General features: G+C 40.5%; 16 protein-coding genes and 1 other annotated feature. Of the genes, 14 read left to right on the forward strand and 2 right to left on the reverse strand.

Annotated features, from left to right (window positions below):
• Window positions 1-15 precede the first annotated feature (15 nt).
• Both hemB and hemL read left to right on the forward strand, forming a co-directional pair.
• Entirely contained in the window at window positions 16-993 is a 978-nt protein-coding gene (gene hemB / locus ACFFGV_RS02335; RefSeq protein WP_377344961.1) for a porphobilinogen synthase, read from the forward strand.
• 20 nt (window positions 994-1,013) lie between these two features.
• The gene (gene hemL / locus ACFFGV_RS02340) at window positions 1,014-2,306 is read left to right on the forward strand and encodes a glutamate-1-semialdehyde 2,1-aminomutase (protein ID WP_377344962.1); all 1,293 of its coding nucleotides are present in this window, start codon (window positions 1,014-1,016) and stop codon (window positions 2,304-2,306) included.
• 147 nt (window positions 2,307-2,453) lie between these two features.
• On the opposite strand, the gene ACFFGV_RS02345 is transcribed toward hemL, so the two are convergent.
• Window positions 2,454-2,612 carry a hypothetical protein gene (locus ACFFGV_RS02345; protein WP_377344963.1) on the reverse strand — a complete coding sequence of 53 codons (159 nt, stop codon included), beginning with the start codon at window positions 2,610-2,612 and terminating at the stop codon, window positions 2,454-2,456.
• Between the two features lie 137 nt (window positions 2,613-2,749).
• On the opposite strand from ACFFGV_RS02345, the gene spoVID reads away from it, so the two are divergent.
• Both spoVID and ACFFGV_RS02355 read left to right on the forward strand, forming a co-directional pair.
• Window positions 2,750-3,778: a stage VI sporulation protein D gene (gene spoVID / locus ACFFGV_RS02350; protein WP_377344964.1), complete on the forward strand. Its 1,029-nt coding sequence runs from the start codon at window positions 2,750-2,752 to the stop codon at window positions 3,776-3,778.
• Between the two features lie 87 nt (window positions 3,779-3,865).
• Window positions 3,866-4,894 (forward strand): phosphotransferase, encoded by a 1,029-nt coding sequence (locus ACFFGV_RS02355; protein ID WP_377344965.1) that lies wholly within the window; start codon window positions 3,866-3,868, stop codon window positions 4,892-4,894.
• Here ACFFGV_RS02355 and ACFFGV_RS20870 read toward each other — a convergent pair.
• Complete coding sequence (locus tag ACFFGV_RS20870) at window positions 4,891-5,079, reverse strand: YszA family small membrane protein (RefSeq protein ID WP_512700582.1); 189 nt, start codon at window positions 5,077-5,079, stop codon at window positions 4,891-4,893. The two genes, ACFFGV_RS02355 and ACFFGV_RS20870, sit on opposite strands and share 4 nt — an antisense overlap.
• Before the next feature lie 197 nt (window positions 5,080-5,276).
• Window positions 5,277-5,512, forward strand: a binding site (T-box leader).
• A gap of 126 nt (window positions 5,513-5,638) precedes the next feature.
• Here ACFFGV_RS20870 and ACFFGV_RS02360 point away from each other — a divergent pair.
• From ACFFGV_RS02360 to ACFFGV_RS02405, 10 genes are all read left to right on the forward strand, one after another.
• On the forward strand, window positions 5,639-8,287 hold the full coding sequence (locus ACFFGV_RS02360) for a valine--tRNA ligase (protein ID WP_377344966.1): 2,649 nt from the start codon (window positions 5,639-5,641) through the stop codon (window positions 8,285-8,287).
• 86 nt (window positions 8,288-8,373) lie between these two features.
• Window positions 8,374-9,645 carry a bifunctional folylpolyglutamate synthase/dihydrofolate synthase gene (locus tag ACFFGV_RS02365; RefSeq protein ID WP_377344967.1) on the forward strand — a complete coding sequence of 424 codons (1,272 nt, stop codon included), beginning with the start codon at window positions 8,374-8,376 and terminating at the stop codon, window positions 9,643-9,645.
• A 132-nt stretch (window positions 9,646-9,777) separates the two neighbouring features.
• On the forward strand, window positions 9,778-11,514 hold the full coding sequence (locus tag ACFFGV_RS02370; protein ID WP_377344968.1) for a GGDEF domain-containing protein: 1,737 nt from the start codon (window positions 9,778-9,780) through the stop codon (window positions 11,512-11,514).
• 163 nt (window positions 11,515-11,677) lie between these two features.
• A complete protein-coding gene (locus tag ACFFGV_RS02375) occupies window positions 11,678-12,946 on the forward strand; it encodes a hypothetical protein (protein ID WP_377344969.1) in 1,269 nt (422 codons plus the stop codon).
• A gap of 41 nt (window positions 12,947-12,987) precedes the next feature.
• Entirely contained in the window at window positions 12,988-13,767 is a 780-nt protein-coding gene (locus ACFFGV_RS02380; protein WP_377344970.1) for a PRC-barrel domain-containing protein, read from the forward strand.
• A 20-nt stretch (window positions 13,768-13,787) separates the two neighbouring features.
• Window positions 13,788-15,092, forward strand: coding sequence for a VanW family protein (locus ACFFGV_RS02385; RefSeq protein ID WP_377344971.1), 1,305 nt, complete (start codon window positions 13,788-13,790; stop codon window positions 15,090-15,092).
• A gap of 71 nt (window positions 15,093-15,163) precedes the next feature.
• On the forward strand, window positions 15,164-16,783 hold the full coding sequence (locus ACFFGV_RS02390) for a GspE/PulE family protein (RefSeq protein ID WP_377344972.1): 1,620 nt from the start codon (window positions 15,164-15,166) through the stop codon (window positions 16,781-16,783).
• Between the two features lie 14 nt (window positions 16,784-16,797).
• Window positions 16,798-17,838, forward strand: coding sequence for a type IV pilus twitching motility protein PilT (locus ACFFGV_RS02395; RefSeq protein ID WP_377344973.1), 1,041 nt, complete (start codon window positions 16,798-16,800; stop codon window positions 17,836-17,838).
• A gap of 1 nt (window position 17,839) precedes the next feature.
• The gene (locus ACFFGV_RS02400) at window positions 17,840-19,045 is read left to right on the forward strand and encodes a type II secretion system F family protein (RefSeq protein ID WP_377344974.1); all 1,206 of its coding nucleotides are present in this window, start codon (window positions 17,840-17,842) and stop codon (window positions 19,043-19,045) included.
• Window positions 19,046-19,120: 75 nt separating this feature from the next.
• The gene (locus tag ACFFGV_RS02405; RefSeq protein ID WP_377344975.1) at window positions 19,121-22,786 is read left to right on the forward strand and encodes a vWA domain-containing protein; all 3,666 of its coding nucleotides are present in this window, start codon (window positions 19,121-19,123) and stop codon (window positions 22,784-22,786) included.
• The last annotated feature ends 18 nt before the right edge of the window (window positions 22,787-22,804 follow it).

Raw genomic sequence — 22,804 nt, forward strand, 5'->3', positions numbered from 1 at the left:
GGAATAGATGCATTTATGAATGATCTACAATTCGATCGACACAGACGTTTACGAACCACAGAATCTATGCGTTCTCTTGTAAGAGAGACTCATTTACGAAAAGATGATTTGATTTTCCCTATTTTCGTTGTAGAAGGGGAAGCGGTAAAAAATGAAGTTTCATCTATGCCGGGAGTTCATCAAGTATCCCTAGATTATTTAACCCCTGAAATGGAAGAATTACGTGATTTAGGCGTTCGTTCTGTCATTGTATTTGGAGTACCGAAAGAAAAAGATGAGAAAGGTACTCAAGCCTACTGTGAGCATGGTATAGTGCAGCGTGCAATCAGCCAAATTAAACAGGATGTACCGGAATTAACGGTGATTGCTGATACATGTTTATGTCAATATACTGATCACGGACATTGCGGTATCGTGAAAGAAGGGGAAATTGTTAATGATGAATCCCTTGAACTTATTGTAGAGACTGCCATAAGCCAGGCAAAAGCGGGCGCTGATATTATCGCTCCATCTAATATGATGGACGGATTCGTTGCAGCTATTCGACGAGGCTTAGATGAAGCTGGCTTTGTCCATACGCCTGTTATGTCCTATGCAGTGAAATATGCCTCCTCTTTTTATGGTCCATTCCGTGATGCGGCTCATAGCTCTCCACAGTTTGGAGATCGCCGCGCTTATCAAATGGATCCTGCCAACCGGTTGGAAGCTATAAGAGAGGCTCAATCGGATGTAGAAGAAGGAGCAGACTTCTTAATTGTAAAGCCTGCCTTAGCCTACCTTGATATTATGCGAGAGGTTAAAGATCGTTTTTCCCTTCCACTTGTTGCTTATAATGTAAGTGGAGAGTATTCCATGATTAAAGCAGCAGCACAAAATGGCTGGGTCAATGAACAAGAAATTGTCTTAGAAAAATTAACCTCTATGAAACGAGCGGGAGCAGATTTAATCATAACGTATTTTGCAAAAGATGCAGCACGATGGTTAAGTGAATAATGGTTGAAGGAGTGAATAGGATGCGTGAAATGAAACAATCAAAGGATGCATTCCAAAAGGCTGAGCAATATATGCCTGGTGGGGTTAATTCTCCAGTGAGAGCCTCTAAATCAGTAGGAATGGACCCAATATTTATGGAAAGCGGCAAAGGCTCCAAAATATACGATATCGACGGAAATGAGTATATCGATTATGTATTAAGCTATGGTCCACTTATTCTAGGACATGCTGATGACAATGTAGTAAATAAGCTGCAAGATGTAGCATCTAAAGGGACTAGCTTCGGTGCGCCTACTCTTTTAGAAAACAAACTTGCGGAGCTTGTTATTGAACGCGTACCTTCTATTGAAATGGTCAGAATGGTCAACTCTGGAACCGAAGCAACTATGAGTGCCTTACGTCTTGCCCGGGGATACACAGGTAGAAATAAAATTTTGAAGTTTGAGGGGAACTACCATGGTCATGGCGATTCTCTTCTTATCAAAGCAGGATCTGGTGTTGCTACACTTGGACTCCCCGATTCTCCAGGTGTACCAGAAGGAATTGCAAAAAATACGATCACGGTTCCATACAATGATTTAGAAAGCCTGAATTATGCTTTTAAAGAGTATGGAGATGATATTGCCGGTGTCATTGTAGAACCAGTTTCCGGTAACATGGGTGTAGTGCCTCCAAAAGAACAGTTCCTGTCAGAACTTCGTCGTATTACAGAAGAACATGGCAGTTTGCTAATATTTGATGAAGTAATGACCGGCTTTCGTGTAGGCTATCATAGTGCACAAGGGGAATATGGAATAACTCCTGATATAACGTGTCTTGGTAAAGTCATCGGAGGAGGACTCCCAGTAGGAGCTTACGGGGGTAAGAAAGAAATTATGGAAATGATTGCCCCAACCGGCCCGATTTATCAAGCAGGCACATTGTCCGGTAATCCTCTTGCTATGATTGCAGGCTACGAAACACTGAATGCTCTGTCTAAGGCTTCTTATGAGGAGATTAATCGAAAAGTAGACCGTCTTATCGAAGGCTTCACAGAAGCGGCATCAGCACATGACATTCCCTTGACGGTTAATCGAGCTGGCTCTATGGTTTGCTTCTTCTTTACAGACCAAGAGGTATATAACTACGAGACTGCCAAAACTGCGGACACAGAGTTGTTTGCAACATTTTACCGTCACATGATTGAAGAAGGCATTTATCTTGGACCGTCCCAATATGAAGGTATCTTCCTATCTACAAAGCACTCAGATGAAGATATTGAAAAAACGATAAAAGCAGCAAGAAATGCCTTTGCTGCAATTTCAGAATCCTAACTTATACCCCCCTTACCTATTCTAGTGGTAAGGGGGGTATTATTATGAAAGACTCATTTTTTCCCTCTTAATTCACATTACTTCGAGGAGGCTTGGCCGTAGTAAGGAGGTTCGGTTAAAATCGCTACATCGTGTAGCAAAGCCGAGCTACCCCACGTCGTGCGGGGCAGCAGGAAAGCGAGCGTTTTCCAGGCGATACCATCTTCCGCTAAACAGTGCGGACCCTTTTCTAATAAAACAATCTCGAATCCAACTCTTCCACAATCTCCCCACTTGATGGATCAACCATCCATCAAATTGACTCATTACCCTAGCCTCTTTCGATGAAACGGAAACAATGTAGGTTCTGTATGTCCCTTTGTCATAATTGACCATGCAGTTACATATATCTTTAATGATACGAGAGTTGTGATGTTTTAGTGGATTGAAGGGAGGAGAAAGGTTTGTCATATGATGAACAGAATGTGTTTTCGTTTCATTTGAATGAATCTCTTTGGTTCCAAAAGGGACAGGAAGTAGATGAATTCATGGGAGTTTCTTTAGAGCCTGATATCGCCATTCATGAATACGGAGATACGGTTTCCATTAGAGGCGTGATCGAATTAACTGGTGAATATTATCAGGTAAGTTCATCGCAATTGGAAGAAGAGGAACATCAAGTGCTATCCCTCAGAGACCATGCATCCAAGCGTTTAATAGAAGAAGTAGAGACACATGAAGACGGAGTAAGTGAATGCTACCATCGTTTTCCTGTGGAAATATCTATTCCAAGAAACAGAATAGATAGTGTGGATGATGTAACAGTAAGTATTGATGCCTTCGATTATGAGCTTCCGGAAAAAGGTCAGTTAAAGCTAAATGCTACAGTTGCCATCCATGGAGTAAAAGAGGAGAGGGCTGCTTCATCACCAGAAGAGTCAGCATCATCCTTCCCGTCTATCCCGTCTTATGGTGGGTATGAAGATTTAGGTCAGCGATTTCATTTTGATGTAAAGTACGAAGATGAACCGCAAGCAGAAGTAGAAGAAAGAAATACGTACACACCTCCCTCTTCTCTAGAAGAGCCTGATTATGTTGAGGAAGAGGAAGAAGAACAGGCCCAAGGAGGCAGATGGAATTTCACCAAATCTCAGTCGTTCTCTGAGTTTTTTGGTAATCTGGAAAAGGCTGATACACCTGACGTGGACGATGAGGAAGAAGAGTATGAGTATGAATACGAGGAAGAGGACGAAGAGGAGTATGATAGAACGGAAGAAGCAGTGCCTCCAGATGCAAGGTATTTAACCTCTATGTTTGGTGGGGAAGAAGAGCCGTACACAAAGATGCGGATGTGTATAGTTCAAGACAGTGATACATTGGGTTCATTGGCGCAGAAATATAAAATTCCTCCTACTCATTTAAGTCGTGTCAATAATTTGGGCGATGACGATGTTTCAGCAGGACAGATCTTATATATACCATCTAAAGCATAAAAAGGAGCAGGGGGCTGACAGTCGAATAGGCGTCAGCCTCTTTTCCTGTAAAGCAAACGGGTGAACACAAAAAGGGGAGACAAGGAGATGAGTGAACCGTTACAAGAAGTCCTTGCTCATTATGGTTTCTATCCTAATGATATAAGGAAACAGACAGATAAATTATATAAAGTATCTACATCTATCGGTAACATAGCAGTGAAGGAAACTAGTATGACCCAGGAACAGCAGCTTGACTTTATTACAGCATATCAAGGTGCAAATGAACATCAGGTCCCGAGTATTATTCCATTATATATGACTCCTCGGGAGGAATTCTTCGTGCACCATCAGGACAAAACGTATTATGTAATGCCATGGATAGAGGCACCTCACCGGGACTCACCGCCCTATCCGTTTGAATTGTTTTATTCTACTCTAGGAGAAGTCCATCGAAAAACAGCGAAAACCCATGTTGTGAAAAAAGAAGATTTCGAAGAGCGTATGGAGAAGAAGAAGCAAAGGATTGTGCAGGATCGCGATAAGCTAGAAAGCTATGTTATCGAATTTGAGAAGCATCATTATATGGCTCCTTTGGAATTACAGGTGTGTACTCACTTTAGAGATTTATTGCGGATTTACGAAATGTCTGAGGAATGGTGTGACAGGTTTCTTGAGGATATCGAGGAGGACAAGAAAATCCGCCTTACTTTATGTCATGGGGATTTAAAGCCAAGTCATTTTATTTATGATGAGAATAAACCGTATTTGCTGAATTGGGAAAGAGCATCCTGGAACTATGCTGTTTTTGACTTAACCTCTTATTATTGGAATATTATTCGTTATCATGATGCACCTGTAGAGCAATTGATCTCTACCTTTTCTTCTTATGAAGATAAATTTAATTTATTGAATTCAGAGCGATGTTTATTTGCCCTTTATATATTAAATACTGATCATTATATAGATCAAGTCGATGCTTATGTAGGAGGCGCCCGAGACAGCGGGCAGCCATTTCTTGTTCAGAAATTAGAACGCTCTTACTTTGTTCTTCAGCATGCATTGAGTGTACAGGAGCAGCTTAGTAATGCAAGAACATTTATTCAACAGCAAGAGGAACAAAGTGAAGAAGCTTAAATCCATTTAAGGTAGAAGGCAAAATATAACCCAAGCCATACACCTAAAATAAAAACATCGAATGTGGTTGGGAACAGCAATGTGCGGCATAGTTGGAATATTAAAATAGGGAGACAGCATTTCTCTAATATTAGCAGCCACTGGCGGCACCAGGGAGGAAGTTTGTACCGATAATATTGCCCCATCACCTATAACCTCCTTTATAAGAGTTCACGAGAAGACGATAAGAGTGTTACGTAAGAAAATAGCTTGCCTGTCAGCAAATATCCTACCTCTACCCTATCTTATGAAGAATACGCCCTTGTTGGTGAATGAAAGTTTTTTGCAGCAAGGATTGACTTAATGATGTAAATGTGGATAAAATATAAATACAATTAAGATGCGAAATGCCGTGACGGGGAAGAGTACGTACATCAAACCCTTGCAGAGAGAGAACGATTTGCTGAGAAGTTCTTAGGTGCTTGAGTACAGAAGGTCGCCCTAGATGCAGCTTCTTTGAAGAGCTAGTAGAAGAAGCCGGATAATATTCCGTTAACAATGGAAGTGTTTAGGTAGGGGGAAGTCTATCCTCATATCTAGAAATAAAGGTGGTACCGCGAAGCCCTTTTCGTCCTTTACATAGGATGAGAAGGGCTTTTTTGTTTAGCGTAATGTCATAAAATAACAGGAAATACGGCGTTGCTGCTATTCATGCCACTCCTTCCAAAACTTCGGGAAGGCAATAATTTGAGGAGGGAATCTGATATGGATAACGAACAGATGGATGTTTCATTACCGACTAAATATGATCCTAATACGATTGAGAAAGGGCGCTACGATTTTTGGGTACAAGGAAAGTTCTTTGAGGCAAAGGATGATGCTTCTAAGGAACCTTACACCGTTGTTATTCCACCCCCTAACGTAACAGGTCGTTTACACCTTGGTCATGCTTGGGATACAACACTGCAAGATATTATTACTCGAGTGAAACGGATGCAGGGCTATGATGTACTGTGGTTACCGGGGATGGACCATGCTGGAATTGCGACTCAATCCAAAGTAGAAGCAAAGCTGAAAGAACAAGGGAAGAGTCGCTATGATCTTGGCAGAGAAGGATTCCTAGAACAGGCTTGGGATTGGAAAGAGGAATATGCAAGCTTTATTCGTCAACAATGGGAGAAGCTTGGACTTGGATTAGATTATTCGAGGGAGCGTTTCACACTGGATGACGGGTTGTCAAAAGCGGTTCGAGAAGTATTTGTTACCCTTTATGAGAAAGGTCTCATTTACCGAGGGGAATATATCATTAATTGGGATCCTGATACGAAAACCGCACTTTCCGATATAGAGGTTATTTATCAAGAAGTACAAGGGCACTTTTACCATATGCGCTATCCTTTAGTAGATGGCAGTGACCATATTGAAATTGCAACGACTCGACCAGAGACCATGCTAGGAGATACAGCAGTTGCTGTTCACCCGGATGACGAACGCTATCAGCATTTGATTGGCAAAAAAGTAAAGCTGCCAATTGTTGGTCGCGAAATCGAAATCGTAGCAGATGATTATGTGGATATGGAATTTGGCAGCGGGGCTGTTAAGATTACACCAGCACACGATCCTAACGATTTTGAGATTGGGAATCGGCACAACCTAGAACGTGTACTCGTCATGAATGAAGATGGTACGATGAATGAGAGAGCTGGTTCATACCAGGGGATGGATCGGTTTGAATGCAGAAAGCGGTTGATTAAGGATCTTCAAGAAGAGGGAGTATTATTCAAGATTGAAGAGCACATGCATTCAGTTGGTCACTCAGAACGGAGCGGGGCTGTCGTGGAGCCGTATTTGTCTACACAATGGTTCGTAAAAATGGGACCCCTTGCCGATCAGGCAATTGAGTTGCAAGGAGGGGAAGATAAAGTCAACTTTATTCCAGACCGTTTTGAGAAAACATATCTTGGCTGGATGGAGAACATTAGAGACTGGTGTATTTCCCGTCAGTTATGGTGGGGGCATCGTATACCTGCCTGGTATCATAAAGAAACAGGTGAATTGTATGTAGGCAGGGAGGAACCGAAGGACTTAGAAAACTGGGTTCAAGACAATGACGTACTCGACACGTGGTTCTCTTCAGCGTTATGGCCGTTTTCTACGATGGGCTGGCCAGATGAAGAAAGCTCAGATTACAATCGCTATTTTCCAACCGGTGTGCTAGTTACTGGTTATGATATTATTTTCTTCTGGGTATCTCGCATGATTTTCCAATCTATTGAGTTTACTGGTCGTCGTCCATTTGAAGATGTATTAATCCACGGATTGGTACGAGATGCGGAAGGCCGAAAAATGAGTAAATCACTAGGTAATGGTGTAGATCCTATGGATGTAATTGATAAATACGGTGCTGACTCCCTTCGTTATTTCCTTTCTACGAGCTCTACACCAGGCCAGGATTTACGTTTCATGTGGGATAAAGTAGAGGCGACATGGAACTTTGCCAACAAGATTTGGAATGCTTCTCGATTTGCCCTCATGAATATGGGGAACATTACGTATGATGAAATTAATCTAGAGGGTGAGAAATCCCTTGCTGACCAATGGATATTAACAAGATTGAATGAAACCATTGAAGAGGTAACAAAGAATATTGATAAATATGAGTTTGGTGAAGCAGGTCGTCATTTATATAATTTCATCTGGGATGAGTTGTGTGACTGGTATATTGAAATGGCGAAGCTGCCGTTATATGGAGAGGATGAGGCTAAGAAACAAACGACTCGTTCTGTTCTTGCTTATGTACTCGATCACACAATGCGTATGCTTCACCCATTCATGCCATTTATTACGGAAGAGATTTGGCAGGCGTTACCGACTAAGGGAGATTCTATTACAATTGCTCAATGGCCAGAGGGCCGTGCAGACTTGCACAATGAACAAGCTTCTGAAGAAATGAAACGACTGGTATCGATTATCCGTTCCGTTCGTAACATTCGAGCTGAAGTAGATACGCCAATGTCCAAGCAAATTCAATTAATGATTAAGGCCTCTGATGAAAAGGTAGCAGCACAACTAGATACCAATCGTCACTATCTAGAACGATTCTGTAACCCGAGTGATCTTATTATTGATTCCACTCTTCAGGCTCCAGAAAAAGCGATGTCGGCAGTTATTACAGGAGCAGAAATTTATTTGCCTTTAGAAGGCTTGATTGATATTGAGGAAGAGATTGCACGTCTTGAAAAAGAGCGTAAGAAATGGGACGATGAAGTAAATCTTGTTCAGAAAAAGCTATCTAATGAGAAATTTGTCAATAAAGCTCCAGAGCATATTGTGCAGGCTGAGCGAGAAAAGGAACAAGATTACATGGAAAAGCGTTCCAAAGTGGAGGAACGAATTCAAGAATTAAAATCTTAATGTAAACAAGACAGCGTATAAAGACGGATCCATTTGGGTTCGTCTTTGTTACTACATAGAAGCATGGGAAACGAGGTAGAAATTGTATGGATTTTCAAGAGGCACTAGATTGGATTCATAGCCGCCATAAATTTGGTATTCGACCAGGCTTAGACCGAATGCATTGGTTAATGGACAAATTGGGAAACCCTGAACAGCAGTTCAAGGCTATTCATGTGGCAGGGACAAATGGGAAGGGGTCTACTATCTCTTTCCTAAGACACATATTAGGAGAAGCGGGTTGGAGAGTTGGTACTTTTACTTCCCCTCATGTTATTCATTTTAATGAACGCATTAGCATCAATGGGGTGTTTCTAGAGAATAAGGAATGGGTCAGTCTTGTCGAGCGAATAAAACCGATTGTAGAGGAGCTTGAGAAGACGGAGTTAGGTCCTCCTACAGAATTTGAAGTAGTAACCGCTATGGCATATGACTACTTTGGTTATGCTGAGCTTGATTATGCTCTTGTAGAAACCGGACTTGGCGGTAAGCTGGATTCCACAAATATCATTACACCAGAGCTCTCTATCATTACTAGTATCGGCAAGGATCATATGCATATTTTAGGAGATAGTGTGGAAGCAATCACATGGGAAAAGGCAGGTATTATTAAAGAAGAGAGGCCTGTCCTTTCAGGAGTAACGCAAAGTGAAGCTCAAGCTATACTCAAAGAAGCAGCAATGGATAAAAATGCACCGTTTCAACAGCTGGATTATGATTTCTTTGTTAAACATGATGATACTACACCATTCGGTGAGATATTCTCATATCAATCCAAGGATAAAGAGTGGGGAGAGCTTTCCATACAAATGAAGGGTTATCATCAGGTGCGAAATGCAGCGCTTGCGGTAGAAGGGGTAATACAAGTGGTCCCTGATATAAAGAAGGAACACGTGATTAGTGGACTAGAAAAAACAAGTTGGGTAGGACGTTTTGAACAGGTCTCCACTTTGCCTACTATCATCATAGATGGAGCTCATAATGAAGAGGGCATACAAGCTATGGTGAAAACTGTTCAGAGCCATTTTCCAACACAGAGGAAATACGTTCTGTTTGCAGCGTTATCCGATAAGCCGCTGGCCAATATGGTTGCTCATTTTGATGATGTATTTTATGAGGTCACCTTTACAAGCTTTAATTTTCCTAGAGCTATTAGTGCTAAAGAACTGAGCGCCTTATCTGATCATCCAAATAAGAGGGAGCTGGAAAGTTGGCAAAAAGCTCTGAATAACTATGTAGAAGTGTTGGAGGCAGATGATGTGCTGATTATTTCAGGATCTTTGTATTTCATTTCAGAAGTGAGGAAATTTTTTGAATAAGTAGGAATATTGTGCTAAGATATTTGTATTAATTATTTCCTTAATTTTCAAAAAAGCGCGGAGACATCAACTAATTAGACATGCTAGGGGAGTTTTGAAGTAGTAAAAGCTGAACTCGAGGAGTTGCGTCTCATGATTACAAAACAGAAAAAGATATCGCTATGGATTATCTGGGCTGTTATTTGGCCTGCAATCATCATGCTCGTCTACCAAACACAAGCTCCCGCATTCGAGGATGCAGGGTTAGATATATTGTTTTTTGCGTTTTTTATGTTTATTGTAGCCTTGTTTCCAATCATAGTGAATGATACCCCCGTCTTTTTTATCCATGGAATTAGTCTGGTCGTATTTCTCTATTTTGGTTTGTTTGCTGAGATGATGCTGACACAGCTTGCGTATCTTGTCTTGTTTATCAAGCTTCGTTTAGCGAAAGAAGACCATTACAAAATACCTTTAAATCTGCTCATGTTCATGTTTGTTTCCCTTGGATCAGCTGCTGTGTATTATCTTTTGGGTGGAACACACGGGGTCATAAATATACGTTCTGCACAAGAGCTGCTACCAGTCCTTGTATACCCCCTTGCTGTAATCTGCATTAATCAACTCTTTCTGCTTGGCATTAAACGCTTGTTATTTCAGCAACAGGTAAGAATGATAGATAAGAGTTTAATTTGGGAACTGGTGAACAACCTCTTTGTTTTACCAGTTGGATTAGTGCTGTACATTTTATATATAGAAATAGGCATTGCAGCGCTCTTCTATGTGGGTGTTCCTTTTATCAGTCTGTCCATTATTTTAATGCTGTATTATCGAAGCCGGCGCATAAATAGTTATTTACAGCGAACAAGTGATATTGGACATGCATTAACAGAAAAGCTAGAGGTATCTGAAGTCTTGGATCGGTTTGTCGATAACATTTCTTCCTTATTAGAAGTGGATTATGCCTATGTATTTGATGCGGAAAAGGAAGAGAGGCTTTCTCTCATTCGGTTTCATGATAAGCATCAAAGAAAGCAGCTACCAGAAGTTACGCTTCATAAATTTGAAGGAGTAAGTGGTAGAGTCTTGGGGAATAAGCGTGGCTTATATTACCGTTATCGAAAACAATGGGCTAGTATCGCACCGGAGTATGTTCCTGAGGATGTAGAAAGCATCATCTCCCTGCCGATAGACCGCAATCAACAAGTGGTTGGAGTACTAACCTTAGCTTCTTCGAAAAAAAGGGCATATGAGAAATACCAATATATGATTGCTAACATACTTACAAATTATTTAGCAGTGGCTATAGAAAATGCAAGGAACTATGAACAAACGAAAAGGGAGAGTGAGATTTGCCCGCTAACAGGCTTGTACAATTACCGATATTTTGAGAAGAAATTGCAGGAGCATTTTCAATATATGCAAGAGGATGACTCTCCAAAGCCTATGTCATTAGTGTTAATTGATTTGGATCATTTTAAGCAGGTCAATGATAAGTATGGTCATGAAAGCGGGAATGAAGCACTAATCGAGCTAGCAAATCGATTAACCTCTATTATTGGAGATAAAGGAACAGTTGCAAGATATGGTGGAGAAGAATTCATTATATTGCTGCCTAACGTGAGTCAAGAACATGCTCTTCACATTGCAGAGCATGTCAGAAGAAAGATTGCAAATGAACCCTTTTTTTTACACGAACACATATTGGAACAGAAAGGTCCATTAGAAGCCCACATTACAGCGAGCATAGGGGTAGCTACCTATCCAGATGATTGTCAAGAGCCGGTGGAGTTGATACGACACGCTGATCGAGCAATGTATATGGGGGCAAAACGAAAAGGAAGAAACAAAGTAGCAAGCTATGAAAGGTTAAGTGAGACAGCAGAGTAGTTTTTGTACTACTCTTTTTTTATTGGCAGCGAACACCGTTCATTAAGAGGAAATGGGTAAAAAGTAGCAAGTAAACCTTCCCATTATATGTGGTTTATTATACAATGAACCATATAGCATAGTCGTAGAATATCCATTTTTTGAATGAATTGGGGGTGAAGATGTGCCAGTGTTGTTTGCTGGAATTGGAGTTTTGCTAATTTATACGTGTATAGCCTTGTTTCCTACCGTAACCCAGTTAACAAAAAAGGGGAACTTGTACGTCATAGGAGGTGCATTGATAGTAGCGCTGGCCACTTATGCTTCGTTTTTAATAGTACCTTTATGGCAAAGTAGTCTAGTACTGATTCTACTGTCCGGACTAATCACAACAGTTATGCACCGTACAGTAGTCCCATTTTCATTACCCGAAGGAACCCATTTTCATTCGAATGTACCGAATGAGAATAATCAATCAGAGATGGAAAAAGAATTACAAATAAGTGCTAAAGAATTACTAGAAACAGACGATGTAAAAGAAAAAGAAGAAGTTCCCTCTACACCACCTATACCTAACGAACTAGATATCGCTGAATCTCTGGAAACGTTTAACCCTCCAATGGACTCAATATCAGACCAACAAGAACTTATAACAGAAACCCTATCGCCTCATGACACGGAGAGATTGGAAGATGGTGCGAATCAACTAGAAGAGCCAATAGAATGGGATATCATTGATGAAGGTATGTCATATACAGAAGCAATATCTCCTGAGGAACTGTTAGTTGCACATCGGAATGAGACGGACCATAATGAGCAATACTCTATGAACGACCTGAATGTGCAAGAAGAATTAGGCAATGAAGAGGAGCAGCTAGTAGTAGAAGAACTGCTTTTACACAGAATTGATACTCCATTCCTAGAGGAGAGGTTGTATGAAGCAGATGAAAAAGAAGAGAGTTCGGAAGCGGCGGATTTAATTAAGGAAAACCCCGAAGAAGACGAAGGACTAGTATGGTTGGATGAAGATACATTAGAGCCATTAGAGGAATCACTATTTAGCTTAACGGAAAATCTAGAAAGGAATGTGGAAGTAGGGTCAGACCTTGATGCCGCTGATGACAACCCAGAAACTGGTGTAAAAAGTTCCCTAAAGCAGAGGAACCCAATACAAGAAATGATGTTTCTTACATTTATTAGAGATATACAATTAAAACAAGAGACATTATCCTCCTTACAATATGAACACTATATTCAACAATTCCTGCATGACTCCTTACCTGACCAAGAGTATTTGACCTTTGCCACAATGCTTATGCAACACTACATGAACCAAATGGAATATACCAAATTAGCTTCCTTAACGGGTGATTTAAGAACAAAGTATGACAACAGTCCGCTACTATTGCAGCACATAGAGCTGTACGAACAGCAATGTCTAGAATATGTCTAGCAATCTAGTATAAATAAAACAGCATAGGTGTGATGATGACAATGAAAAAAAGTAATCAAGTTATAAACTTACCGATTGTGAGTATAGAGGATGGAGACGAAATTGGCCTGGTGAAAAACCTGGTAATAAATCCGGAAACAGGCTCTGCAGATTTTATAACCATTGAGCATGTCAATTGGCAAGTTAGTGTGAAGGCAATTCCATTCAAGAAAATAGTTGGTATTGGGGAATACGCTGTCATGATTGAGAGTAAATCCTCCATTCTTGATTTGAATGAAATCCCGATTGCGAATCAACTAATAAGTAAAAATGTACATATTACCAGCACAAAGCTAGTAACGCGTAAAGGGGAACTACTCGGGGAAGCCGAGGAGTACTATATCGATGAAGAAACTGGGAAAGTATTAGGGATTGTTTTTCCATATGATGGAGAAGCAGCCGTTTTAGAACAAGATGGGATTATGACTTATGGAGAGAATATCACCATCATTACAGATCAGAATTATGTTTCTTTTATAACCTCCTTACACGATTTTGGTATTGCTGCCCCGGAATCAGCTGATACAGACTTATCTTCCCCTCCACTCGTATCCTCCCCTCCATCGGATAATGACCAACAGCAGGTGGAGGCCCAAATAGGGACGGTGGCAAGGCAGCAGATAGAATTGCTCCAAGGAAAAGTAGTTCAGAAAGATATTTATGGAATGAATGGACAATTGTTGTTTCATGCTGGTCACCATTTATCGGAGGAAGATGTGAAACAAGTGCAAGGTCAAGGGCCTGGTGTCGTAGTCGATGTAACGATGAATGTCTCAGAGTAATAGGGTGAGGATGAACTATAGTGGTTAAAAAGGGTAGTATCAGAATCTTCTTACTTGTAATAACTATGTCCCTCTTTCTGTTGGCTATCATGTCGGGTGGAAGTTTAGCCTATGAATCTGTGACCTCAGGACCTCAAACGTATTCTAAAGAGACAAAGATAAGTGGAATTGACATTAGCAATTTAACGGAGTCAGAGGCACTGTTGAAGCTGGAAAAACGAGTACAGGAGTGGAAAGAACAAGCTGTCATCAACATAGAAACCAAAGATCGGAACATTCCTATATCTGTAGATGTTGTTCAATTTCACCTGGAAAATACAATAGCAAATTACTCACCAGAAAATGCTGTTTTATCTGTGTCTATCGATCAAACTCATTTAAATAAACTTCAACCTGATTTAGGAGTACGTATATTTGAGAAGGTATTGCTGCAAAAGCTTCAAGAGGATATACGTAATAAAGCACAAACATTGTCCGCAACGTCTCTTAGCTTCTCTATATATGATTATGTAGAGCCGGAAACAGAAGCGTTATATACAACCGTTAGCGAGTTCCGAGTACCAATACCAGATGATGCTGATCCTAGCTATTATGTTAGAGAATTGAATGGCAAATCTGTAAAGGGAGCTGAATCCTTTTCCATTTTACAACACGCAAAGGGTGCTTCTTTTCATAATGAAACAGCCTTAAACGTTGTCGCTTCTGCTATATATGGTGCAGTCTTAGAAACTAACTTCTCCATAAATCAGCGTCATATTAACCAGCATCGTCCTGAGTATATTGAAAAAGGGAGAGAAGCTAGCGTTAAAATGGAAGAAGGACATGATTTGATTGTTCAAAATAAGAACAACGCCACCTATACGTTAGAGCTAAAACAAACGGATGAGGAAGTAATTGCAAAATGGATTGGCTATCCATTACCTCATGAGTATATGGTACAAATACGGAATGATAAAGAAGTGAAGCCTCGTACTATTGTTCACTATTCTGATAGCTCCTATGAAACAGAGCTAAAGCAAAAAGGGTCAAGCGGAGAAGTATTTGAGGTCCATCGCATTCGCGTAGATGAAAATAATGAAAAGCTGGATGAGTTTATTTCAGAGGATTACTATGCGCCTGTTAATAGGGTGGAAGTAAGATATGAACGAGCTAGTAAACAAGAAGGTGCATTGAATAATGAAACCAACTCAAATAGCCAATCTTCTCATGATAATACCAGTACAGAGTCAGAGGAGAATCAATTAAATTCCGATTCCAGCCCCGAACAGAATACAGACGCTCGTTCTGGGGATGGATGGGACATTACGGATAGTCCTGAGAAATAAGAAAGCACCTGGTGACACATGCGAATCCTTTTGCTAGGGTTCGCATTTTCTTAAGGGGGAGGAAGGGACATATGGCACAGCGGAAGAGACTAGGGGATTTATTAAAAGAAGCAGGATTAATTACCGAAGAACAAATTCAAGATACCATATCTACTAAGAAAGAGGATCAAAAATTAGGGGATGCTTTGTTAGAAAAGGGTTTTATTACCGAACAACGACTTATTGAAGTGTTGGAATTCCAGCTAGGTATTCCTCATATCTCTTTATACCAGTATCCCATTGATCCTGCCATTATTAATACGGTCCCGAAAGAGCTTGCTCAACGGAACATATTAATACCATTGAATAAAGAAGGAAATCAGTTAATTGTTGCGATGAATGATCCAATGGATTATTTTGCAATTGACGATTTGAAGATTTCCACTGGTTTTCAAATATCACCTGTTATTGCTACGAAAGATGAAATACTGCAAGCTATTAACAGGCACTACAACTTACAGGATAAAGACTTACAAGAATCTGATGACCCAAACGATGCTCCTGCCATACGGCTGATGAATCAAATGCTGCAGGCTGGAGTGCAATTAAAGGCTAGTGATATACATATTGATCCACAAGAGACGACGGTCATTGTTCGCTATCGTATAGATGGCATTCTTCGTACAGAAAGAACGCTGCCAAAATCATTCCAAAACTCTTTAACTGCCCGCGTGAAAATTATGGCTAATCTGAACATCACAGAAACAAGACTTCCTCAGGATGGAAGAATAAAAACAACGATTGATCGAAATCCGGTTGATTTGCGCATTTCTACCCTCCCCACTGTCTTTGGTGAAAAAATCGTCATACGTATCTTGGACCTAGGCGGGGCTCTAAGCAAAGTAGACGAGCTTGGGTTTAATAAAATTAATTCCCAGCGGTTTTTAGAATTAATTAATCAACCATCAGGGTTAGTGCTCATTACAGGACCGACTGGTTCAGGGAAATCGTCGACGCTATATGCCTCTTTAAACCAGTTGAATACAGAAAATGTGAATATCATTACCGTAGAGGACCCTGTTGAGTACCAAGTTGAAGGAATTAATCAAGTACAGGTAAATAATGCTGTTGGGCTTACTTTCTCGAAGGGTTTACGATCCATTTTACGGCAGGACCCGAATATCGTAATGGTTGGGGAAATACGTGATTCTGAAACAGCTGAAATTGCCATTCGAGCTTCTTTGACGGGGCACTTGGTTTTCAGCACTTTACATACCAATAGTGCTATTGCAACGATTCCAAGACTCTTTGATATGGATGTCGAACCATACCTTGTCGTATCTGCACTTTCTGGTATTGTAGCGCAGCGGCTAGTAAGGAAGATATGTCGAGATTGTAAAACAGAGCAAGCTCCAACAGAGATGGAACAAAAACAATTCGCTAAACGTGGTATTCAGCTTGACCATGTATATAAAGGGAAAGGCTGTAACAGCTGTCAATATACAGGCTATAAAGGAAGGATGGCAATACATGAAGTACTAACCATCGACGATTCTATCAAAACAATGATGATGAATTATCAATCCATAAATGAAATCCATCACTACGCCTATAAAAATGGCATGATTTTTTTAGTGGATGATGGGTTGCTGAAGGTGAAACAAGGATTAACTACAACAGAAGAAGTACTGCGAGTAGCTCAAGGAAACTAAGAGGGTGGGTAACAATGAAGGAACGGTTTGATCAGTTATTATCAAGTGCATTTGAATTACATGCTTCTGATATTCACTTAACGGTAGCCATGCCACCTGTTTTTCGGGTGCATGGTGATTTGAAGCAATACGGCAAGGAGAAATTATCACCAGACCACACGGAACGCATGCTTGACGCAATTCTTTCCGAAACATTACGAAAGAAGTTTGAGGAAAAAGGGGAAATCGATTTTTCCTACGGCATTCCTGGAATTTCCAGATTTAGAATTAATGCCTACCATCAACGCAATTGTATATCTCTTGCTGTACGTATTGTGCCAACGAGCATTCCCACCCTGGATCACTTACAAATGCCGCCTATCTTAAAGGACATTGCCAGAAGCCCTCAAGGTCTTGTCCTAGTAACCGGTCCTACAGGGAGTGGAAAATCCACCACTCTTGCCTCGATGATTGATTACATGAATTATTCATCAAGAAAGCATATCATCACCTTAGAAGACCCAATAGAGTACTTGCACTCACACAATCAATGTATTATAGATCAGCGGGAGGTTGGGTTTGATACACAAAACTTTGCCAATGGTCTTCGAGCTTGTTTGCGCCAAGACCCTGATGTCATTTTAGTTGGTGAAATGAGAGATTTAGAAACGATAGCGACTGCTATAACAGCTGCGGAAACAGGCCATCTTGTGCTGGGAACGCTTCATACCACGGATGCCGCATCTACCATCGACCGAATCATTGATGTCTTTCCGCCTAATCAACAGCCGCAAGTGCGAATACAACTAGCTGGTGTGTTACAAGCAGTTGTGTCCCAGAGGCTGTTTCAAACTACAGATAAGCGGGGCAGAAGGGCAGCAACGGAAATACTGAAAAACACAGCAGCCGTAAAAAATTTAATCCGAAATGAAAAAATTCACCAAATCCCTAATATTATGCAAACCTCTAAATCCCAAGGGATGCATACATTGCAAATGTCAGTTAAACAATTGCTGGATGATGGGGTTATTTCAGAGGAATTTGCAACTCCTTATCTTGAAGAAAGGAACGGATAAAATGGCTCATTATCGATATAAGGGCCGAAATCGGCAAGGGCAGCAAAAGCAAGGCAAAGTAAAAGCAGATACGAAACGAGAGGCAATGGAGATTTTGAAAGCGGAAGGCTTGTCTATCACATCCATTCAAGAAATAAACAGTATTCTTTATAAAGACATTCAGATAGGGAATGCGGTTAAGCCCAAGGATTTTGTCGTTTATTTAAGACAATTTTCTACGCTCATTGATTCTGGAGTATCTCTAGTGCAGTCTACTGAGATACTATCTCGACAGACTTCTAACAAAATAATGAAAAATACGTTAATGGATGTGAGAAGTAAATTAGAAAGTGGACAATCTTTTTCCTACTCCGCTGAACAGCATCCCAAGGTATTTCCATCTCTATTTGTAAATATGATAAGAGCTGGGGAGGCGGGTGGAAATTTGGATGAGATATTAGAACAAATGGCTGACTATTACGAGAAACAAAACGAAATGAGGCAAAAAGTAATATCAGCACTTACCTATCCAGCTGTGGTTCTGATTATTGCCATTGGCATTATCATTTTTCTACTAAGTTCAGTCGTTCCTCAATTTACGGATATGTTTGCAACCATGGGAGGAGAACTGCCGTGGATTACTCAGTTTGTCATAGAATTAGGAGGCATCACAAAGAAAATTTGGTGGTTGTTCCTTCTTCTGCCCTTCATTACTTTGGTGGTATGGAAGTATATGAGCCATGTAGATGCTATTTCCTATCGAATGGATTATCTTAAACTGCGTCTCCCTGTTTTCGGACCATTACTACAAAAAGCAGCTCTTGTACGAATGACACGTACCTTAAGCTCTTTATTCCACAGTTCTGTTCCCATCTTAGAATCTGTTCGAATTACAGAGAAGATAGTAGGAAATAGAGTTATAGAGAAGGTATTAGTCCAATCTAGAACACAGCTGGAGAAAGGAGAGTCAATGGCGCAGCCGTTTTCAAGTCATTGGATTTTCCCACCTTTAGTTACCCAAATGATTACTGTTGGTGAACAAACGGGCTCCTTAGACAAGATGCTGTCAAAAGTTGCTGACTTTTATGAGTCAGAGCTGGACCATTCTACTGATCGATTAAAAACACTGATAGAACCATTAATGATTACAATGCTTGCTATTATTGTCGGCACCATTGTCGCTTCCATTGCTATACCTATGTTCTCTATATTTGAGCAGATAAATTAGGTGGGTATAGGTCTTTGGATTCATGTGTGTGGTGCTATTAAATTACATATTAGCGTCGCAAGGGGGCTGGAACTGTTGAGTGTACCAAAAAGAATCTGTTATTCGTTTTGTTTTTTATTAGTTATATCGCTATTAATTGGAGTACCTCAAGGAGAATCAGCAACAAAGGAAGACATTCTAGTAGAAATGGACGAAGCTCCACAGTATAACATTAGTGATAATCGCAGCTATACCGCATCCAAAGATTATAAGTTCAGTCAGTCTTTTAGTATTGCTGGTAACCCTACCGTCGTAACTAAATCTGCAGCTTTCGTAGAAGGTTTTTCCATGAGTGGAACTCCAACGATGACGATACAGGGTGATGCGTATTTCTTCGAAAGAATATCCATATCTGGTACTCCTGACTTTACTGTAAGAAATCACGTCCATTTATACGGTGGCGGAATGCTTACCGGGAATAGTGAATGGAAGGTGGAGAAGGACTTATACCTTGAAGAAGATCAGGACTTTTCGTTTAAGGGGAATAACAGTCATATATGTGTTGAAGGAACCATTTATTATTCCGGAGAAAAGCCAGACTACGTGCATGAAGGACCTTGTACAGGTAACGGAATGTATGCAAGTAAGGTAGAGAATAAAAATGGAGAAACAGAAAAGAACATAGAGGAGGAGATAGAAAAGGGAAGTCCTGATGGAACGTCAGACGACAAGCGGAAGCCATCACTTCATGCCACTCTTTTCCCTTCTCAGAAAAGTATCATCAAACCAGTTAATGGTCCAGCAGAAGGATTCGTTCAATTAGAAGTATCACCAGAAGGTGCATTGTCCTCAGAAAGAAGACAGCCAATTGATGTAGCATTTGTATTTGATGTATCGGGTTCTATGAACGATGGGTCGAAGTTATCCGATACTAAAGCCGCCTTAACTAATGCAGTAAACGAGTTTCAAGAGAATGGTCATCCTGATGATCGCTTCGCCTTCATACCATTCTCTAGCGATGTGGGGAAAGTAGATATTATCTCACGAACGTCCTATGGTGTGAAATATGAGAATACAGATATTGTGGAGTTAACGAAGAATTTAGATGCGATTAATACCTTTGCAAAAGAATTAGTAGCCTATGGCGGTACTAATTATACTCAGGCGCTGGAAAAAGCAAATACCGTATTTGAGGGATCAGGGCGCACCAAGAGTGTAATATTCTTAACAGATGGAGAACCTACTGAATCGCAAGGGACTGATATTGTCAAACATGAGAAATGGGTGAAGGTAGGTGAAGATTGCCGCTGGACCCTTTTTGGTAGATGGTGTGAGGATATATATGACCGTGAGGAGATAACGATTGAGGCGCCTCATCGTTATACTATATATACCAACAATACAACAAAAGTGGAATACTTATACGATGGAAGCTGGCGAAGGAGATATGACCTTACATATAGTCAGATAAAAGCAAGCATAGAAGGACATATTGTTGACGCAGCGAAAAGGCTTGCAGCTAATAATATTAAGCTGTACTCGGTTGGGTTTGGTGAAAAGGAAAATGTGGACATGAGCTTTTTAGAAGAGATTTCTTCCTATACCGGAGGAAGAGCCTCTCATGCTACTACAGCATTTATTAAGTCAGAAATCAATAAAATTAGTAAGGAAATAAATGAATTAGCTATCTCCCAAATTAACATGCGAGTAAGGCTGCCTAAAAACGTTTCCATTCAAAGCGGCTCCAACGCAACATTGGAAGGGGACTATGCTGTGATTCGTCTGGAGGACATCTCTTTTACAGAGGAAGGAGCATTGAAGGATGTTTATCAACATAATCTCCCGTTATCCTTCAGTAAAGCAGGCTCCTACTCGTTTGATGATCTTCAATTTTCCTATGTAGATGTAGAAGGAGAGCGACAAAATCATAAACTTGATCCTTTTTCTATTACTGTAGTAGAAAAAGCTGCACCTGGATTTAATGGAGCAGCTAGCTTTAGAGAAGGGGAAGCGGTTGAATCGTTAAGGAACATTCGAGATGAAACTGGTAATCTCGAGATCAATAACACCTTCACAGTCGATTATGCGCTACAGGCTATTGGCGGCATAGGAGAAGGAGAGTTAAGAGAGTTAGTCCTATATCAACCACTGCCCTCTGGCATTCTCCCCAAGGATCAATCTATTCCTGTTGTACAAGAGAATGGCATAACCTATGCGAAACTTTCCCTACAGAATACGGTTGCTTATCATGGTCAGTTATCAAATGAAAAACCAGAGAGTATCGACCTTATGGAAGGGAACAACACCAATAAACAGCTTGGTTTTACGAGTATATCCCTTATAGAGACAAACCAAGACAATTGGAAATTAGAGCTGGTTACAAATCAAAACTATAATAGGGACTATAATGTAGAGCTTGTTTTTGCAGATGAAACCTCAACTTATATTACAGGCTTGGAGGGGAATTCCATATGGAAAGAAGCATATCAGCTAAAACCTGTTTCTATAAGAATCCATACAACAGGGGAAGTCTCTTATACTCCTGAAAAGCTGTCTGCATCATTGCCGCTGGAAGCTGTAGGAGCCGTGACGACACGTTTACCTGCTGCTGAAATAAGATATGTCGATAGCAGTGCTGGAAGGCTTATGAATCAGCTTGGCCAACCTAATGAAACTGTCCATTACGAAGTGTGGCTTGAACATGAAGCGAATGATTTCTATACGCTCTATAAAACATTACAAGACGGAATGATCACTAAGTTAGCAGGCAATACAGAGGCAACGTCCAAATTTGTAGCCATTGCCGCCCCTTACCCTGGCATTGTCACAGATATTATGTACGGTAAAAATCAAGCTTCTATTCAGGTTACTTATTTAGATGGTGTGAAGCGCATAATTAACCTTGCTCCTGTGATTACTGCACAAAATGAGCAAGGAGAATCCTATCAAGTTCCTATTGCATCATCACCATTCTTTGAATGGACAGGAGATCAATTTTCTTTCCAACAGCAACCTAATAATCTTATACCTCCTACAAAGGAAGTATCATATCAGTATGAGGTGTTTAACAAGAGTGGTGATTTGGTAGACAGCGGTTTCTTAAGTAAGGAGAAGAGCTATGAAGCAGTTCGTTCCTTCCAACCTCTTTATCAACAAGTTGTCGTAACAGCAAAGGGAGGATTTGCGGATAGCTCTAAACAAGCTGAGTTCGTAGTCCAGTCTAAAATGCAAGCTCCTACAAATGTAACCTTTCAAAAGGACAACTATTATATGAGTGTAGGAGAAACAAGAGATTTTCTATCGGAACTTTTGTTTACCCCTGCTGACAATGTAATCAAAGATGTGACCTGGTCCATAAGAGATAACGAGGGAGAGATTGTGTCTCAAGATGAATCAACTCTAAAAGCTAATAAGCCGGGTTTCGTAACGTTAGTTGTTGATACTAAAAGTACTGAACCAGTTGGAGTGCCGGTGGAGGTTACTCAACCTACTCTCGGTACCGTTTCCATGTCTTTAGGGGAGAAGAGGAGTTTTGAATCACTTCATCAGCAATTACAAAGAAATAACTCATTGCTACATCAAACGAAAATAGTAAATTGGGATGTGGTGCAATCTCACATCGTATCCATTATTGACTCTGAATCAGCGCTCGCAGCAAAAAAATTAGGGAGCACAGAAATAGTCTTAACGCTAGATTCCGGAATTAAGGCTTCTCTTACTATTCAAGTTACTACCGAGCAAAACAAACATAATAAATGGTAAAAACAAAGCTCCTGGCAG

It is taken from the genome of Pontibacillus salicampi, assembly GCF_042434395.1.
Classification (GTDB): Bacteria; Bacillota; Bacilli; order Bacillales; family BH030062; genus Pontibacillus; species Pontibacillus salicampi.

Bases quoted from the DNA above. Each gene is read 5' to 3' on its own strand.
- hemB (WP_377344961.1), top strand. From the start codon at position 16: ATGAATGATCTACAATTCGATCGACACAGACGTTTACGAACCACAGAA.
- hemL (WP_377344962.1), top strand. From the start codon at position 1,014: ATGCGTGAAATGAAACAATCAAAGGATGCATTCCAAAAGGCTGAGCAA.
- ACFFGV_RS02345 (WP_377344963.1), bottom strand. From the start codon at position 2,612: ATGAGTCAATTTGATGGATGGTTGATCCATCAAGTGGGGAGATTGTGG.
- ACFFGV_RS02355 (WP_377344965.1), top strand. From the start codon at position 3,866: ATGAGTGAACCGTTACAAGAAGTCCTTGCTCATTATGGTTTCTATCCT.
- ACFFGV_RS20870 (WP_512700582.1), bottom strand. From the start codon at position 5,079: ATGGGGCAATATTATCGGTACAAACTTCCTCCCTGGTGCCGCCAGTGG.
- ACFFGV_RS02360 (WP_377344966.1), top strand. From the start codon at position 5,639: ATGGATAACGAACAGATGGATGTTTCATTACCGACTAAATATGATCCT.
- ACFFGV_RS02365 (WP_377344967.1), top strand. From the start codon at position 8,374: ATGGATTTTCAAGAGGCACTAGATTGGATTCATAGCCGCCATAAATTT.
- ACFFGV_RS02370 (WP_377344968.1), top strand. From the start codon at position 9,778: ATGATTACAAAACAGAAAAAGATATCGCTATGGATTATCTGGGCTGTT.
- ACFFGV_RS02380 (WP_377344970.1), top strand. From the start codon at position 12,988: ATGAAAAAAAGTAATCAAGTTATAAACTTACCGATTGTGAGTATAGAG.
- ACFFGV_RS02390 (WP_377344972.1), top strand. From the start codon at position 15,164: ATGGCACAGCGGAAGAGACTAGGGGATTTATTAAAAGAAGCAGGATTA.
- ACFFGV_RS02395 (WP_377344973.1), top strand. From the start codon at position 16,798: ATGAAGGAACGGTTTGATCAGTTATTATCAAGTGCATTTGAATTACAT.
- ACFFGV_RS02400 (WP_377344974.1), top strand. From the start codon at position 17,840: ATGGCTCATTATCGATATAAGGGCCGAAATCGGCAAGGGCAGCAAAAG.